Source organism: Xenorhabdus budapestensis, assembly GCF_002632465.1.
Taxonomy (GTDB): Bacteria; Pseudomonadota; Gammaproteobacteria; order Enterobacterales; family Enterobacteriaceae; genus Xenorhabdus; species Xenorhabdus budapestensis.
Genome location: NZ_NIBS01000002.1, coordinates 283036 through 298679, shown reverse-complemented (window position 1 = coordinate 298679; position 15644 = coordinate 283036). Strand labels below are relative to the sequence as shown.

Sequence of the window (15644 nt, the reverse complement as noted above, 5' to 3'; positions counted from 1 at the left end):
AACATCATGCCAGCCATAGACGAATTTAGTAAATTATCGGGGGAAACAGCCGGAAAGGAATATCTGGTTTTCACTTTGGGTGATGAAGAGTATGGAATTGAAATTCTGAAAGTGCAGGAAATACGTGGTTATGATCAGGTTACCCGGATTGCCAACACCCCAGCTTTTATAAAAGGCATAACTAATCTGCGTGGAGTGATTGTTCCTATTATCGACCTGCGGATCAAATTTTCACAAGAAGATGTCACTTACAACGATAACACCGTGGTCATCATTTTGAATTTGCTTAATCGCATAGTCGGGATCGTGGTTGATGGTGTATCTGATGTGTTGTCTCTGAAAGAAGAGCAAATTTGTCCTGCGCCAGAATTTGCCGTCACTTTGTCAACTGAATATCTGACCGGGCTTGGCTCTATTGAAGAGCGTATGCTGATCCTGGTAGATATTGAAAAATTGCTCAATAGTGAGGAAATGGCATTGGTGGATTCTGTCGCCAGAGATTGATATTTCAGGGCTGCCATCATTCTCGCTCTTTTTGCTAAGGGAATGCGCAAAATTGTAGCGTGAAAAGGCAGCCTGATTTGTTGTAGGTCAAAAAACACAGTAAAGACTCAATTTTTTGTATTACGCGTAAAGTTCCCTTTAAGGATGCCGATAACACAGGCATAGCAATTTATTACACAAGGGAAGTCATGTTTAACCGAATGAAAATAGTGACGGGACTCATCTCAGTCATCATATTATTTGGTGCTCTGCAATTTATCTCTGGAGGACTGTTTTTTAATGCGTTAAAGAATGATACCAAGTCCTTTGATACATTAGATGAAATGCGGCAGCGGCAAAAATTATTGGACGAGAGCTGGAGCAACCTGCTACAAGCCCGTAATAACCTGAACCGTATTGGCATCATCTATATCATGAAAGAGCATGATGGGGAGAGCGAGTACAAAATTGAGGATGTTTTAGCAGAAGCTAAGGTCAACTTAGCGCGTGCAGAGCGTCGTTTCCAGCAATTTGAGCAATTGCCAAGCACAGTTATACGCGAGCCAGAGCGTATGCAGAGCTTAAGACAAACCCACCATGACTATCTCAATGCACTGAAAGAACTAGATGTGTTGCTGGTAAAAAAACAGTTTAAAGAATTTTTTGTTCAGCCAACCACTACGTATCAGAACGCATTTGGTGCTGAATACGCTTTTTACCTGGATCAAAATGAAAAACTGTATCAGCAATTGTCAGATGAAGCTGATGCCGCCTACCACAATATTATCATTAGTCTGATTTTTATATTTGTATTGCTGATTGCCGTCATGGCAGCAAGTTGGGCTGGTTTGCGTAAATCATTGATCGATCCGCTGAACAAATTGTTGGATACCATTAAGGCTTTTTCGAAAGGTGATTTGACTAAAACTGTTGATGTCTCAGGCACCAATGAAATGGGAATGTTGGCGGTTGGCCTGAAAAATATGCAAGACGAGCTGATTCATACCGTCAGCAGTGTGCATCACAGCACTGAAACCATCTATACCGGCACCAGCGAAATCGCTGCGGGTAACAATGATCTCTCTGCCCGTACTGAGCAGCAAGTGGCTTCATTGGAAGAAACTGCGGCCAGCATGGAACAGTTGACGGCAACGGTAAAACAAAATGCTGACAACGCTCGCCAAGCCAGTAATCTGGCTGATAACGCCTCTGATATCGCTCGTCAGGGGGGTAAAGTGGTAGCAAATGTAGTGCAAACTATGCACGAAATTGCTGATAGTTCACGCAAAATTTCAGATATCACTGGTGTTATTGATGCCATCGCTTTCCAGACTAATATTCTGGCTCTTAATGCTGCGGTAGAAGCGGCTCGTGCAGGTGAACACGGTCGTGGTTTTGCTGTGGTTGCCGGTGAAGTCCGCAATCTGGCACAACGCAGTGCAGAAGCAGCGAAAGAGATCAAATCACTGATTGAAGATTCCGTCAACCGTACTGACACAGGCTCTGTGCTGGTGGAAAGTGCTGGTGAAACAATGAACCAAATTGTCGATTCTGTTACCCGTGTGACTGACATCATGGGAGAAATAGCATCAGCTTCTGATGAACAAAGTCGGGGAATTACACAAGTTGGTGTCGCTATCTCTGAAATGGATCGAGTCACACAACAGAATGCATCATTGGTTGAACAGTCTGCGGCCGCAGCAGCGGCGTTGGAAGAGCAGGCCATGATCTTGACCAAAGCAGTATCATTATTTCAGTTACCGGAGCAGGCAGAAAGGAAGCAGCCTGAGAAAAGAAAACATGAAGTTTTACCGACGATAAAATCGCCGACTCCTCCAGCTAATAAAACGAATCCTCCCGTGCTGAAAAAAAGCAGCGATGTGGAAGACCCATCTAATTGGGAAACATTCTAAAAAAATAATAGCGATAACTACGGCTGCATTATGCAGCCGTTAAACGAGGTGATTACATGTTAGGCAGGTTTCGCATATCAACCAGTTTGTATCTATTACTGATGATGTTTTGTGTTATGCAGATTATTTCCAGTGGCTTATCTTTGGGGATAATTCATACAGACCAGTCATATATAGAAAGAATTGATTTGGGAACTCAACGGAGAGATACCCTTGGATTGAGTTGGGCGGCGTTGCTGCAAACGCGTAACACCTTGAATAAGATCGCGATTGCTCATAAAGTCGGGCAACCGAGAGAGCAAATAGATGAAATGGAAGCATTGCTCAAAAGTTCACTGAATGAAGCTGAAAGGAGCTTCGCACGTTTTAGTGGATTACCTCTGATGGAGCAGAGTGATAATGGAGCGGAATTATTGTCGGCTGTTGAGCATGCATACCAAGAATACATTAATGCATTGAAGGAATTAAAAATCTTCCTTTACGAAGGTCACTTTCAAGAATTCCTCGATCAACCAACAGAGAGTTACCAGAGTAAATTAGAGGTTGCATACAATAACTATATGCATTATCTCGGTGCCCATATCAGTAAAGCGGTTTCTGATGGCGCATTTTATTATAAAGTCTCCATTGCCATGTTCTTTGGCTCTATCCTGATGGTGTTTGTTGTTTCCCTGTCAGCTCATTGGTGGCTGAAACGTAACCTCCTCAGACCTTTTGCAAACATGAGAGCTTGTTTTCAGGATGTGGCTGAAGGGCGGCTAAATAAAGAAGTGGCCGTCACCACCAATGACGAAATTGGTAACATATTCAGAAAACTGCGTGATATGCAGAATTCACTGATCAAATCCATTTCGTCGGTGCGGGATAATACCAACCAAATGTATGCCGGTATCCAGGAAATCACGCAAGGTAATACAGATTTATCCTCACGTACTGAGGAACAAGCGGCATCACTGGAAGAAACTGCGGCCAGTATGGAGCAGTTAACAGTTACTGTTAAGCAGAACGCAGAACATGCACGTCAGGCCAGCGCACTTGCGGTAGCGGCTTCTCAAACGGCGACGAAAGGCGGCGAACAGACCAGCAGTGTTGTTGCGACAATGGATGAAATTGCCAATAGTTCGAAGAAAATCAGCGCGATTATCAGCGTGATTGATGGTATCGCCTTTCAGACCAACATTCTGGCCTTGAATGCAGCGGTTGAAGCCGCCCGTGCTGGTGAGCAGGGCCGAGGATTTTCTGTAGTGGCCGGAGAAGTTCGTGATCTGGCGCAACGCAGTGCTGACGCCGCAAAAGAAATCAAAATATTGATCGATGAATCCGTCCATCGTGTTAATCAAGGCTCTGAGCTGGTGAATAATGCCGGAAGAACAATGGATGAATTAGTCAAGTCAGTGAATCAAGTCACTGATCTTATGTCTGAAATTGCGGCAGCTTCCGACGAACAAAGCCGTGGCATTCATCAGATAGCCCAAGCCGTTAGTCAGATGGATCAAGTCACACAGCAAAATGCGGCATTGGTGGAACAATCTGCGGCTGCTGCATCCGCGCTTGAAGATAAGGCAGATATATTGGTGAAAACGGTTGCACAATTTGAATTACCGACAGATTTGGAGCATGAGCATGACCATCAGGTATATCCAGCATCAAAAATGACCGATGAGTATGTTGTAAGTCAAGTACACTGAGGTCAGATGAAATCCAATTTAGCAGCTTCAGACGTTGAAGCTATTGTACCGCTGAACTTTATGTTTCAGCGGCATACGTTGTCGGATGCGCAATTTCAGCGCATCTGCCAGTTTATTTACCAACGAGCTGGCATTGTATTGGCAAAAAATAAACGTGAGATGGTTTACAACCGCCTGATCAGGCGTTTGCGTGTTCTGGGGCTCAATGATTTTGGTCAATATCTGTCGATTCTGGAACAGGATAGTTATAGCAAGGAGTGGGAATTATTTATCAATGCATTAACGACCAATCTCACCGCATTTTTTAGGGAAGCCCATCATTTTCCTATTCTGGCGGCACATGCCAGCAGAAAAAACGGAGGAACTTACCGTGTCTGGAGTGCGGCTGCGTCAACGGGAGAAGAGCCGTATTCCATTGCAATGACACTGTATGACACTTTGTGTGGTAGAGAGGCTTTGTGTGGCAGATCGTGTGATGTATTGGGACACCACTCAAACCGGATAAAAATCATTGGCAGTGATATTGATACCCAGGTGTTGGAAAAAGCTCGCCAAGGTGTTTATCGATTGGATGAATTACAGCACCTGAGTGAAAGCCAAAAGAAAAAATATTTTTTCAAAGGCGTTGGTTATTTTGAAGGGTACGCCAGAGTTCGTCCAGTGCTTACTGAGCTGGTTAGCTTTCAGCATCTGAATTTACTTGATTCTGAGTGGGCACTGGAAGGTAAATTTGATGCAATTTTTTGTCGTAATGTCATGATTTATTTTGATAAAAAAACGCAGGAAAGAATTCTGCGTCGCTTTGTCAATTTCTTAAAACCCGATGGTCTGCTCTTTGCAGGGCATTCCGAAAACGTCACTCAAATTAGCCGAGAGTTCTACTTGCAAGGACAGACCGTTTACGGTGTAGGCCGGGCAAGGAGGGGTCATGAATAAAATAACAGTTCTTTGTGTGGATGATTCGGCGCTGATGCGTCAAATCATGCGGGAAATAATCAATAGCCACCCTGACATGGAAGTGGTGGACTGTGCGCCTGATCCATATGTTGCCCGCGATTTAATCAAAAAATATAACCCGCAGGTATTGACATTGGATGTCGAGATGCCACGGATGGATGGTATTGATTTTCTTGATAAATTAATGCGTTTGCGACCTATGCCTGTTGTGATGGTTTCATCTCTGACGGCAAAAGGTTCGGAAATTACATTGAAAGCACTGGAATTGGGGGCTGTGGACTTTGTAACCAAGCCGCAATTAGGTATTCGTGAAGGCATGTTGGCCTATAGTGAGCTGATTGCGGAGAAAATCCGTGCGGCGGCACAGGCAAAAATCAGCACAGTAAGACCAACACAAGAAATTGTAGCTCCGCTGAATTTTAAGCCACTTTTGTCCAGTGAGAAATTGATCGCGGTTGGTGCTTCAACCGGGGGTACCGAGGCAATCAAGAACCTGTTACAACCGTTACCTGTTACCAGCCCGGCTTTGCTTATTACACAGCACATGCCATCCGGCTTTACCCGCTCATTTGCAGAACGGCTAAATAAATTGAGCCAGGTTACTGTCAAAGAAGCGGAAGATGGTGAGCGTGTCTTACCGGGACATGCCTATATCGCACCGGGAGATCGCCATATGGAACTGTGTCGTAGCGGAGCTAACTACCAAATTATGACTAGTAGTGCTCCACCGGTTAATCGTCATCGTCCTTCTGTCGATGTCCTGTTTCGTTCTGTTGCTAAATACGCAGGGCGCAACGCGGTGGGCGTTATCTTAACGGGTATGGGCAGTGATGGTGCGGCGGGGTTGTTGGAAATGAAACAAGCAGGAGCGTACACATTAGCACAAAGTGAATCGAGTTGTGTGGTCTTTGGTATGCCGCGGGCTGCGATCCAGTTGGGGGCCGTCGATGAAGTTATGGATCTACAAAAGCTGAGTAAAACTATGCTGGCTAAAATCAGTACCGGGCAATCGATTCGGATTTAATCGTTGTTATATCTGATATATTTCAAGTTGCTGCACCTTGAAAGATAAAGAGGATATTGTTGTTAACTTTTACAGCACGATGCTGTTGGATGAATAAAATTTCAAGGAGTTTTTATGGCAAGTAAGGATCTAAGGTTTCTGGTGGTTGATGACTTTTCAACCATGCGTCGAATTGTGCGTAATTTGTTGAAAGAACTGGGTTTTAATAATGTTGATGAGGCACTGGATGGAGCAGAAGCGCTGGCAAAGCTTCGTGCAGCCGAATTTGATTTTGTCATTTCTGACTGGAACATGCCTAACATTGATGGTCTCGAATTGTTGAAAACAATTCGCAGTGACGAAAAATTGGCTGCTTTGCCAGTTCTGATGGTGACGGCAGAAGCAAAAAAAGAAAACATCATTGCAGCAGCACAAGCCGGAGCTAGTGGTTATGTTGTGAAACCATTTACTGCGGCGATTTTGGAAGAAAAGCTCAATAAAATATTTGAAAAATTGGGGCTCTAAGGAGACAAAATGAGTGGAAATCCAGTCATGCCGAGAGATGAGGCGGTTACAACCAGTGAAATAATCAGTCGTATCGGGCAGTTAACAAGAATGTTGCGCGATAGTCTACGTGAACTGGGATTGGATCGAACCATTGCTCAGGCGGCTGAGGCGATCCCTGATGCGAGGGAGCGATTGAATTACGTTGTCCAGATGACAGCACAGGCGGCTGAAAGGGTATTGAACTGCGTTGAAGTAGCTCAGCCTCGCCAAAATGAATTGGAAACCTCGGCAAAATCCTTAACCCAACGTTGGGATGAGTGGTTTGCGAACCCGACTAATTTAGAACTGGTTGATGCGCGCTCTTTGGTAACGGACACGAGAGATTATCTCAAACTCGTGCCAGAACATGCTGCATTTACCAATACCCAATTGCTTGAGATCATGATGGCCCAAGATTTTCAGGATCTCACCGGGCAGGTAATTAAACGGATGATGGAAGTCATTCAGGAACTGGAAAAACAACTGGTCATGGTATTAATGGAAAATATGCCTTCTGACCAGGTGACCAAAACTAAAAAAGAGAACGAAAGTCTTCTTAATGGCCCTCAGGTCAACCAGAATGGGATCGGCGTCATTGCCAACCAGGAACAGGTTGATGATTTACTGGATAGTTTAGGTTTTTGATAACGAGTGATAATACTTTAACGAACAACATTTATTCTTAAATAAGTTTGATGTTTGGGCGAGTCAGGCGGCTGCCCAAACGTTATTTTCAATATGCCGGACTTTCGGTTAGATCACAGTGTTATCTGGTTGATTTGATGTATAAAACGATATCATTATTCAGACCCTATAAAAGGAAAACACAGTGCAGTCGATTGAAAAAGTCATCTATTTGGCAGATTCATTTGTTTCCTATCGTAAAGACTCTAATGAAAATCAAGCAAACCATCAAAATCCGGTGATGTTTCTCCATGGCACAAGATGATCCCTATTTCCAGTTGATGTTTACGACCTGGTTAAAATTGGAAAACAGCGATCAAACTTTAGCAACTGCTTTTGGACTTTCCCATGTTCTCAGCCCTGAATTTATTTCATCATTGGGGCAGGAAACGCTCCGTCAAATTTGTGCCAGACCATCAGAAAAAGAGGCGAACAGGCGGATAGCTTTGGGATTATCGATAAACATCAAAAATTACCTTTCCCGGATAAATAAGGACACATTAATTATTGGGCTAAGTCACGATACGCTGATTCCGCCTTATCTGGCACGTGAAGTCCATAAAAGTATAAAGAACAGTCTGTACATGGAGGTGAAGAGTGGTCATGCGGTACAGATGGAAAACCCGGCAGAGTGGGTAAAGGTTATCAAAGATTTTTTGCAAAAATAGGTAATTGGGAACAGCGTTTTATTCTGAAGAGGCAAGGCTAACGGTTAAATTCGCTGGTAAATATTTATAAATGGTTGACAGCGATACATTATAAATAATTGAGAGTTGTTTTCTGCTGTGGCCTTTACTCAGCAATCTGGCGGCTTGTTGCTGGTCTTCTTCGGTAAATCTGACAGGCCGCCCGCCAATTCGTCCCTGTTCCCGTGCTGCGGCTAAACCTGCGTTAGTTCTTTCAACAATCAATTCACGTTCCATTTCCGCCAATGCACTCATTACATGAAAGAAAAACCTTCCCATAGCTGTGCTGGTATCGATACTGTCAGTCAGACTTTGAAAATGAATTCCTCGTTCATGTAGTTCTGAAATGAGTGTCACCAGATTTTTTACACTGCGCCCCAAGCGATCCAGTTTCCAGACAACGAGCGTATCACCAGATTTGAGGTGCTTTAACGCACGTTTTAATCCCGGGCGATTGGCGGTTTTCCCACTGATTTTGTCTTCAAAAATCATTTCGCAGTTAATGCTGACCAATGCATTTTTTTGTAAATCACTATTTTGGTCATTTGTTGACACTCGGATATAACCAATTCTTGCCACGGATAATCCTTTAATTACATGGGAAACTATTTGTCAGTGAATAATACCTATTTTTTTGTTATAAAAAACCCCAAATTTGCCAGATCACACGATAAAAATTTGCCTAATGGCCTTTTATCTTTGATTTTGTGATGTATGAAGATTTGCTATAAGCGAAATTATTAAGATATTACTAGAGTCGGTGATCACACTCACAGTATTAAGTTTTCTTACCAGTAAGGTCGAATTAGTTCTTTCTTATTTCCTCAAAATATTCTTTTATTTAATTGAAGCATTTTTGTTACTAACTTGTTACGTAGAATTCCGAGGGTATATATGGAACTGATCACACAATGGTTAGGTGCAATAAACGGGGTTGTATGGGGAGTACCAATGCTGATTGGTCTTCTGGGGATAGGTATTTTCATGCAGATCCGCCTGTCTTTCTTGCCGATACGCAAGTTAGGGACAGGGTTCAAATTACTCTTTCAAAAAAATACACAACGTGGTGAAGGGCAAGTTTCCCCTTTTAATGCATTAATGACCGCATTGTCCGCAACGATAGGCACAGGGAATATAGCAGGGGTTGCAACGGCGATTGTTATGGGTGGGCCGGGAGCATTGTTCTGGATGTGGATGACTGCGTTGGTGGGAATGGCAACTAAATATTCCGAAGCTGTGCTGGCAGTACGTTACCGTGAAACAGATAAGAACGGTAACTATGTTGGTGGCCCCATGTACTATATTAAAAATGGATTGGGGGAAAAATGGGTATGGCTGGGAACATTATTTGCTTTCTTCGGAAGTATAGCTGGCTTTGGCATTGGTAATACGGTACAAGCCAACTCAGTTTCTGAAGTACTGCAAAGTAGCTTTGGTGTTGATAAAACTATAACTGCGGCGGCACTGGTTCTTCTGGTTGGTGCGGTATTGATTGGTGGTATCAAACGGATTTCTGATGTTGCAGGTAAACTGGTGCCTGTTATGACTGTAGGTTATCTGGGGGCCGGTATGGTCGTTTTAGGACTCAATGTGAGTGCTATTCCAGATGCGTTTGCCTTGATTATCAAATCCGCTTTCACTCCTGTTGCAGCACAAGGAGGATTTGCTGGAGCAGCAGTCTGGGCTGCAATCCGTTTTGGTATTGCCCGTGGTGTGTTTTCTAACGAAGCAGGTATGGGTAGTGCTCCTATTGCTCACGCTACAGCGAAAACCCAAAACCCGATCCGCCAGGGTTTAATTGCCATGTTGGGGACTTTCATTGATACCATTGTGGTATGTTCCATTACCGGGTTGACCATCGTTATTACTGGCGGTTGGTTGACAGGCCAGACAGGAGCAACATTAACAGCGGCTGCTTTCTCGTCAGTTATTCCGGGAGGCCATTACGTTGTTGCAATCGCACTGGCAATCTTTGCTTTTACAACTATCTTAGGATGGAGCTTCTATGGTGAAAAATGTATTCAGTATTTACTGGGAACAAAAGCCATTATTCCTTTCCGTATTATTTGGATCATTGCGTTACCGATTGGCGCAACTCAATCACTGAACTTTGTCTGGTTACTGGCAGATACACTCAATGCCATGATGGCTATCCCTAACTTAATTGCGATTGCGCTGTTAAGTCCGGTTGTGTATCGCCTGACGAAAGACCATATCTATGATGTTAATGCGGATAGCATTGAGATTAAGGCAAGTAGTGTTGAGATTAAAACCGCAATGAAAATAGATTAATAATTATTAAACCAATATAAATTGGAATAGTTTCCATGTCTCAAGCAGAGCGTTATCGTCCTGAACGCACGGATTGGGATATGGGAACATGTTATTTATGAAGGGGTATATATTATTAGTAAAATAATAATTATGAGGAACGACAATGAATAATAGCGATGTAGTACCTCATTTACAGCAGATTCTGGTTGATTCTACTGAAAATTGGGTTGATTGGCGTTGGCAGCAAAAAAGATGGGATTTTTTTGTCTGACTGTAGCGCGTAAAAGACGCCAGAATACAGAACGACTTTTTACTGATAGTGATGAAGTTTTCTTATTGGAATCATTATCGTTTGAATCTTTGCAAGATTGCGTTACCGGTTTGCAGCAATCTTATAATTTGTGCGCTATTTTTTGTCACGCAGGGCATGCTTCTGCCAGCGGGCAAATGGGTTGTATTGTTGCCGAAATATGTCAAAAAATTGGATTGCCTTATACTTCTCCCGCCTCCATTGCTACCTGCAACAACAAATTCCTTATGCGTCAGGCAATACAAACGCATGGAATTAGAACAATACGCCATGCACTATGTAATAGTGAAAAGGAGTTATATAAGCAAGCCAATAGAATTGGTCATCCGGTGATGGCAAAACTGCCTTTTGGGGCATGCTCAGCTTTTATTAAAAAGTGTTATAACTGGTTTGAATTGCAAGCTCATTACCAAACATTCACAGCTCACTATAAGCACTCAGCCGTAGTGGATTTTCTTGGAAATATTCAAACATATTCTACTCCTGAAGGCACAGAATACCTGAACCAGCCGGGGCAACGTATGTTACTGGAAGAATATATCCAAAGTATTGAAGATACTGTCGAATGTCTAATTACCCAGGATACTGTCCATCCGGTATTAATAAATGAAAAACTTATTCTGACAGAAAAAGATAATACGGTATTAGAAAATCTGCTCATTGCTCCTCCGGTTTCATTATTCGGAGGAAACTTTTATTACTCATCTTATAATGCAACATATTATTGCTACAGATATTGCCATTTTAGGTGAACGTTTAATAAAAGTTTGCAGTATGGGCAGGAATTGGTGATGGAATTGCGGAAGTTAGTCTGATATCCCGTGCGCAAAGTGAACCGGAAAGTCTGCGATTGCCCATTTTCAGTTTGCTGACTCTATTACAGATGACCGGTTTTGGAATAGGAATGCTGTTGGTTGCCGCCGTCCAGCGTTATCATTTTTTTCCACGGCTTGCCGCTAACAGTATTGGTCATCATTCTGGTATGGGGGCGGCGTTATACTTCCAGTAAGGCATAAATCTCATATATCCGTTGTTTTTCAAGTTGCGGTATCTTGAAACCCATCGGGTATAATGCCGCAAATATCCCCGCAAATTTTGCAGTGTTCCTGCCATTGAATTTCCTGGCTTTTGTCATGCTTAGCACAATTTTATTTGTCCTTTGCTGAGGTTTGTTGAGGGCAAATTTCCTGCGTGTAATAACAAATGCTCACCAAGGAAAGCCGTGGCTGAAGATAGCGATCTCGAAAAAACTGAAGAACCCACGTCCCATAAACGGGAAAAAGCGCGTAAAGAGGGACAGATAGCGCGTTCAAAGGAACTCACCTCTATCCTGATGTTAACGGGAGGCGTCAGTCTACTTTGGATGAGCGGACAGTCGATCACTCACGAACTTTCATTGATGGTATTCGAAGGATTCAACTTTGACCATAACATGGTCAGTAATGATAAGCAGATAGTACAGCAGGTTGGCCGTTTATTAAAACAGGCAGTCTGGGCGTTGTTACCTGTGTTTATTGGCTTGGTTCTGATTGCCTTGAGTGCGCCGACATTGATGGGGGGGCTGATATTCAGCTCAAAATCCATCAAATTTGATCTGGCGAAACTGGATCCGGTTGCTGGCCTGAAGAAAATTTTCTCTATGAACGCATTGGCGGAACTGTTCAAGGCCATCTTGAAAGCATCAATGGTAGGAGGGGGAGCAGCCCTGTTTATCTGGGAGAATTGGCCTGCCATGCTAAACCTGACTACCCAAACACCCTTGGTGGCATTGAGTGATGCCATGCTGATGTTGATTTTTGCAGGCTACGTTGTCTTGTTTATGTTAATACCGATGGTGGCGTTTGATGTGTTTTATCAGATCCGCAGCCATCTGAAAAAATTGAAAATGACCCGTCAGGAGATCAAGGATGAATTTAAGGAACAAGAAGGAGATCCACATGTAAAGGCGCGAATTCGCCAACAACAGCGTGCGGCTGCACGTAAGCGGATGATAGCGGATGTGCCAAAAGCGGATGTTATTGTCACTAACCCGACCCACTATGCCGTTGCTTTACAGTATGACAGTAAAAAAATGAGTGCACCTAAAGTATTGGCGAAAGGAGCGGGACTCATTGCTTTACGTATTAAAGAAATTGGTGCGGAAAATCGCATTCCACTGTTGGAAGCCCCTCCATTAGCACGAGCGTTGTTTCGCCATGCTGAAGTGGGCGGCTTTATTCCGGCGGCACTTTATGCTGCCGTTGCTGAAGTGCTTGCCTGGGTTTACCAATTGAAACGTTGGAAACGGGAAGGTGGCCTGAAACCAAAATCACCTGAAAATCTGCCAGTGCCGCCAGCACTGGATTTTGCTGGAGAGAATAATCGTCATGGCTAATCTGGCCTCATTGTTCCGTTTACCGGGGAATATAAAAGGCTCCCAGTGGCAAATGCTTGCGGGGCCTGTACTCATCCTCATGATCTTGTCAATGATGGTACTGCCGTTACCACCATTCCTGCTTGATCTACTGTTCACTTTTAATATCGCACTTTCCATCATGGTTTTGCTGGTGGCGATGTTCACTCGTCGGACGCTGGATTTTGCGGCCTTTCCGACGATTTTGCTGTTTTCAACATTGCTGCGTCTGTCACTGAATGTCGCATCTACGCGTATCATTCTGATGGAAGGGCATACAGGAACGGCAGCGGCAGGACAAGTCGTAGAAGCTTTCGGTCACTTCCTTGTCGGTGGTAATTTTGCCATTGGTATCGTTGTCTTTGTTATCTTGATTCTGATTAACTTTATGGTGATCACCAAAGGTGCAGGACGTATCGCTGAAGTCGGCGCACGCTTTGTACTGGATGGGATGCCCGGTAAACAGATGGCAATTGATGCCGATTTGAATGCCGGATTGATAGGCGAAGATGAAGCCAAGAAACGGCGCGCTGAAGTCACACAAGAAGCAGACTTCTACGGTTCGATGGATGGGGCGAGTAAATTCGTGCGCGGCGATGCCATTGCCGGCTTGATGATCCTGGTGATCAACATCGTTGGAGGTTTGATTGTCGGTGTTGTCCAACATGGGTTGAGTTTGGATGATGCGGCAGAAGCCTATACATTGCTGACCATCGGTGATGGTTTGGTTGCTCAGTTACCGGCGTTGATTATCTCTACGGCAGCGGGTGTTATCGTAACCCGTGTCGCAACCGATGAAGATGTCGGCCAGCAAATGGTGACCCAGCTTTTTAACAACCCTAAGGTTATGATGTTGAGTGCTGGTGTATTGGGTCTGCTTGGTTTAGTGCCGGGAATGCCTAACTTTGTTTTTCTGTTGTTTACCGTGGCATTGGCGGGAGTAGGGTACTTCCTGCTTCGTAAGGATAAAGATCCATTTACGGTACAACACGAAGAGATGAAAGCGGTAGAAGAACAACAACAAACCGCAGAAGCTTCATGGTCTGATGTGCAACTGGAAGATCTATTGGGCATGGAAGTCGGTTATCGGTTAATCCCGATGGTAGATTTTCGTCAGAATGGCGAGCTGCTTGGGCGTATTAGCGGTATTCGTAAAAAATTCGCACAGGAAGTGGGCTATTTGCCACCCGTTGTTCATATCCGTGACAACCTTGAATTGGCACCAGCCAGCTACCGTATCATGATGAAAGGAGTAGAGATTGGCCGTGGTGAAGCTCATCCCGGACGTTGGCTGGCGATTAATCCGGGCGGTGCAGTAGGTGAATTGCAGGGTGATCTGACTCAAGATCCGGCTTTCGGACTGCCGGCTGTCTGGATTGATGACAGTTTAAGGGAACAGGCACAGGTACAGGGTTATACCGTTGTAGCGGCAAGTACTGTTGTGGCAACTCATCTGAACCATTTGTTGTCTCAGCACTCTAGTGAACTATTTGGCAGACAGGAAGCACAGCAACTGTTTGAGCGCGTCAGTCAGGAAATGCCGAAGCTGACAGAAGACTTTATTCCTGATGTCGTCAGCTTGACCACATTACATAAAGTTCTGCAAAGCCTGTTGGCGGAGCAAGTACCGATCCGTGACATGCGTACCATTATTGAAACACTGGCTGAACATGCACCGGTACAGACAGATCCTTATGAACTGACTGCCATTATCCGTATTGCTCTTGGTCGGGCGATTGCTCAACAATGGTTCCCCGGTGCGGATGAAATTAAAGTGATTGGTTTAGATGCGAACCTTGAACGTATTCTGCTTCAGGCATTGCAGGGTGGTGGTGGACTGGAGCCGGGACTGGCTGAAAGTCTGGAACGTCAGGCGGCAGAAGCACTGGAGCGTCAGGAAATGCTCGGTGCACCGCCAGTGCTGTTGGTCAACCACGCACTGCGTCCATTACTGTCTCGTTTTCTGCGCCGTGTGCTGCCCAGATTGGTTGTACTTTCTAATCTTGAAATTACCGATAACCGTCAGATAAGAATGACAGCGACGATTGGTGGTACAAGATAGTACTGGCAGTGAAGTTTTCTGCATAATAATAAATATAAGTGATCACTACGGTGATCACCTTATTATAGAAATAATCAATTCTCAGACTTTTTACATTAAAGCTGTTTTTTCATTTCATCTGGAACTAACTCAAAATCGCATTTTAATTCTCTCTTTATAAAATTGTTAATTCGGACATATCCTGTTATTGGTATCTTCTAAATAATATCTGACCTGGTTATTTAAAAAATATATCTCTTTCAATATTTATATAGTACATACAAAAATAGTAATTAATTTTGATATGAACTACCTCTGGATGGGGATATATTATTAAATATAATTTACTTCCTCTTATTAGATATATCCACAAACTTGCAATGCGGCAATTTTAAAATGAAGGATATCCTTGTATACCAATAATGCGATATTACATTAAGAAAATTAAGAACCTAATGAAATATACTGTAAATATTGCAAAAATAATTTAATATTAATAATGATATTAAATTTGAAAGCTAGACAGGCGTCTTTCATTTGTAGTACGGTTGATAAGTATATTTTTTAGCAAGAATATTCTTAATCTGGATTCAGGTTAATTATTTTTAATATTCAAATTACATAAAGGATCTTCTGTTTATTAGCAGCAATGTAATAATAATGAGGT

The 15644-nt window shown here is 43.4% G+C and carries 13 protein-coding genes and 1 pseudogene; 13 read left to right on the top strand and 1 reads right to left on the bottom strand.

The window, feature by feature from the left end; translation table 11 throughout:
• Window positions 1-6: 6 nt before the first annotated feature.
• The 8 genes from cheW to Xbud_RS03990 all read left to right on the top strand — a co-directional run bounded on the left by cheW (window position 7) and on the right by Xbud_RS03990 (window position 7942).
• Window positions 7-504 (top strand): chemotaxis protein CheW, encoded by a 498-nt coding sequence (gene cheW / locus Xbud_RS04025; protein WP_047681078.1) that lies wholly within the window; start codon window positions 7-9, stop codon window positions 502-504.
• A gap of 188 nt (window positions 505-692) precedes the next feature.
• Window positions 693-2396: a methyl-accepting chemotaxis protein gene (locus Xbud_RS04020; RefSeq protein WP_099134858.1), complete on the top strand. Its 1704-nt coding sequence runs from the start codon at window positions 693-695 to the stop codon at window positions 2394-2396.
• A gap of 56 nt (window positions 2397-2452) precedes the next feature.
• Window positions 2453-4084 (top strand): methyl-accepting chemotaxis protein, encoded by a 1632-nt coding sequence (locus Xbud_RS04015; RefSeq protein WP_099134857.1) that lies wholly within the window; start codon window positions 2453-2455, stop codon window positions 4082-4084.
• Between the two features lie 6 nt (window positions 4085-4090).
• Window positions 4091-5020 (top strand): protein-glutamate O-methyltransferase CheR, encoded by a 930-nt coding sequence (gene cheR, locus Xbud_RS04010; RefSeq protein ID WP_099134856.1) that lies wholly within the window; start codon window positions 4091-4093, stop codon window positions 5018-5020.
• Window positions 5013-6065 (top strand): protein-glutamate methylesterase/protein-glutamine glutaminase, encoded by a 1053-nt coding sequence (locus tag Xbud_RS04005; protein ID WP_099134855.1) that lies wholly within the window; start codon window positions 5013-5015, stop codon window positions 6063-6065. The genes cheR and Xbud_RS04005 overlap by 8 nt, the downstream gene beginning before the upstream one ends.
• 114 nt (window positions 6066-6179) lie before the next feature.
• Window positions 6180-6569 (top strand): chemotaxis response regulator CheY, encoded by a 390-nt coding sequence (gene cheY / locus Xbud_RS04000; protein WP_099134854.1) that lies wholly within the window; start codon window positions 6180-6182, stop codon window positions 6567-6569.
• A 9-nt stretch (window positions 6570-6578) separates the two neighbouring features.
• Window positions 6579-7235, top strand: a complete 657-nt coding sequence (cheZ, locus tag Xbud_RS03995; RefSeq protein ID WP_099134853.1) for a protein phosphatase CheZ — start codon at window positions 6579-6581, stop codon at window positions 7233-7235.
• A gap of 290 nt (window positions 7236-7525) precedes the next feature.
• Window positions 7526-7942, top strand: a complete 417-nt coding sequence (locus tag Xbud_RS03990) for an alpha/beta fold hydrolase (RefSeq protein ID WP_099134852.1) — start codon at window positions 7526-7528, stop codon at window positions 7940-7942.
• A gap of 18 nt (window positions 7943-7960) precedes the next feature.
• On the opposite strand, the gene Xbud_RS03985 is transcribed toward Xbud_RS03990, so the two are convergent.
• On the bottom strand, window positions 7961-8539 hold the full coding sequence (locus Xbud_RS03985; RefSeq protein WP_099134851.1) for a recombinase family protein: 579 nt from the start codon (window positions 8537-8539) through the stop codon (window positions 7961-7963).
• 315 nt (window positions 8540-8854) lie between these two features.
• Between Xbud_RS03985 and Xbud_RS03980 the strand changes: the two genes are divergently transcribed.
• The 5 genes and pseudogenes from Xbud_RS03980 to flhA all read left to right on the top strand — a co-directional run.
• On the top strand, window positions 8855-10252 hold the full coding sequence (locus Xbud_RS03980) for an alanine/glycine:cation symporter family protein (RefSeq protein ID WP_099134850.1): 1398 nt from the start codon (window positions 8855-8857) through the stop codon (window positions 10250-10252).
• Window positions 10253-10471: 219 nt separating this feature from the next.
• On the top strand, window positions 10472-11296 hold the full coding sequence (locus tag Xbud_RS03975) for an ATP-grasp domain-containing protein (protein WP_145956610.1): 825 nt from the start codon (window positions 10472-10474) through the stop codon (window positions 11294-11296).
• Window positions 11297-11394: 98 nt separating this feature from the next.
• Entirely contained in the window at window positions 11395-11553 is a 159-nt protein-coding gene (locus Xbud_RS20350; protein WP_244589844.1) for a hypothetical protein, read from the top strand.
• 213 nt (window positions 11554-11766) lie between these two features.
• Window positions 11767-12918: a flagellar biosynthesis protein FlhB gene (flhB, locus tag Xbud_RS03965; RefSeq protein ID WP_099134848.1), complete on the top strand. Its 1152-nt coding sequence runs from the start codon at window positions 11767-11769 to the stop codon at window positions 12916-12918.
• Window positions 12848-14998 (top strand): annotated as a pseudogene (gene flhA / locus Xbud_RS03960) (flagellar biosynthesis protein FlhA); the annotation flags it as partial. The gene flhB and the pseudogene flhA, both read left to right, overlap by 71 nt.
• Window positions 14999-15644: the final 646 nt, after the last annotated feature.

Bases quoted from the DNA above. Each gene is read 5' to 3' on its own strand.
- Xbud_RS04015 (WP_099134857.1), top strand. From the start codon at position 2,453: ATGTTAGGCAGGTTTCGCATATCAACCAGTTTGTATCTATTACTGATG.
- cheW (WP_047681078.1), top strand. From the start codon at position 7: ATGCCAGCCATAGACGAATTTAGTAAATTATCGGGGGAAACAGCCGGA.
- Xbud_RS03980 (WP_099134850.1), top strand. From the start codon at position 8,855: ATGGAACTGATCACACAATGGTTAGGTGCAATAAACGGGGTTGTATGG.
- cheZ (WP_099134853.1), top strand. From the start codon at position 6,579: ATGAGTGGAAATCCAGTCATGCCGAGAGATGAGGCGGTTACAACCAGT.
- cheR (WP_099134856.1), top strand. From the start codon at position 4,091: ATGAAATCCAATTTAGCAGCTTCAGACGTTGAAGCTATTGTACCGCTG.
- Xbud_RS03990 (WP_099134852.1), top strand. From the start codon at position 7,526: ATGGCACAAGATGATCCCTATTTCCAGTTGATGTTTACGACCTGGTTA.
- Xbud_RS04020 (WP_099134858.1), top strand. From the start codon at position 693: ATGTTTAACCGAATGAAAATAGTGACGGGACTCATCTCAGTCATCATA.
- cheY (WP_099134854.1), top strand. From the start codon at position 6,180: ATGGCAAGTAAGGATCTAAGGTTTCTGGTGGTTGATGACTTTTCAACC.
- Xbud_RS04005 (WP_099134855.1), top strand. From the start codon at position 5,013: ATGAATAAAATAACAGTTCTTTGTGTGGATGATTCGGCGCTGATGCGT.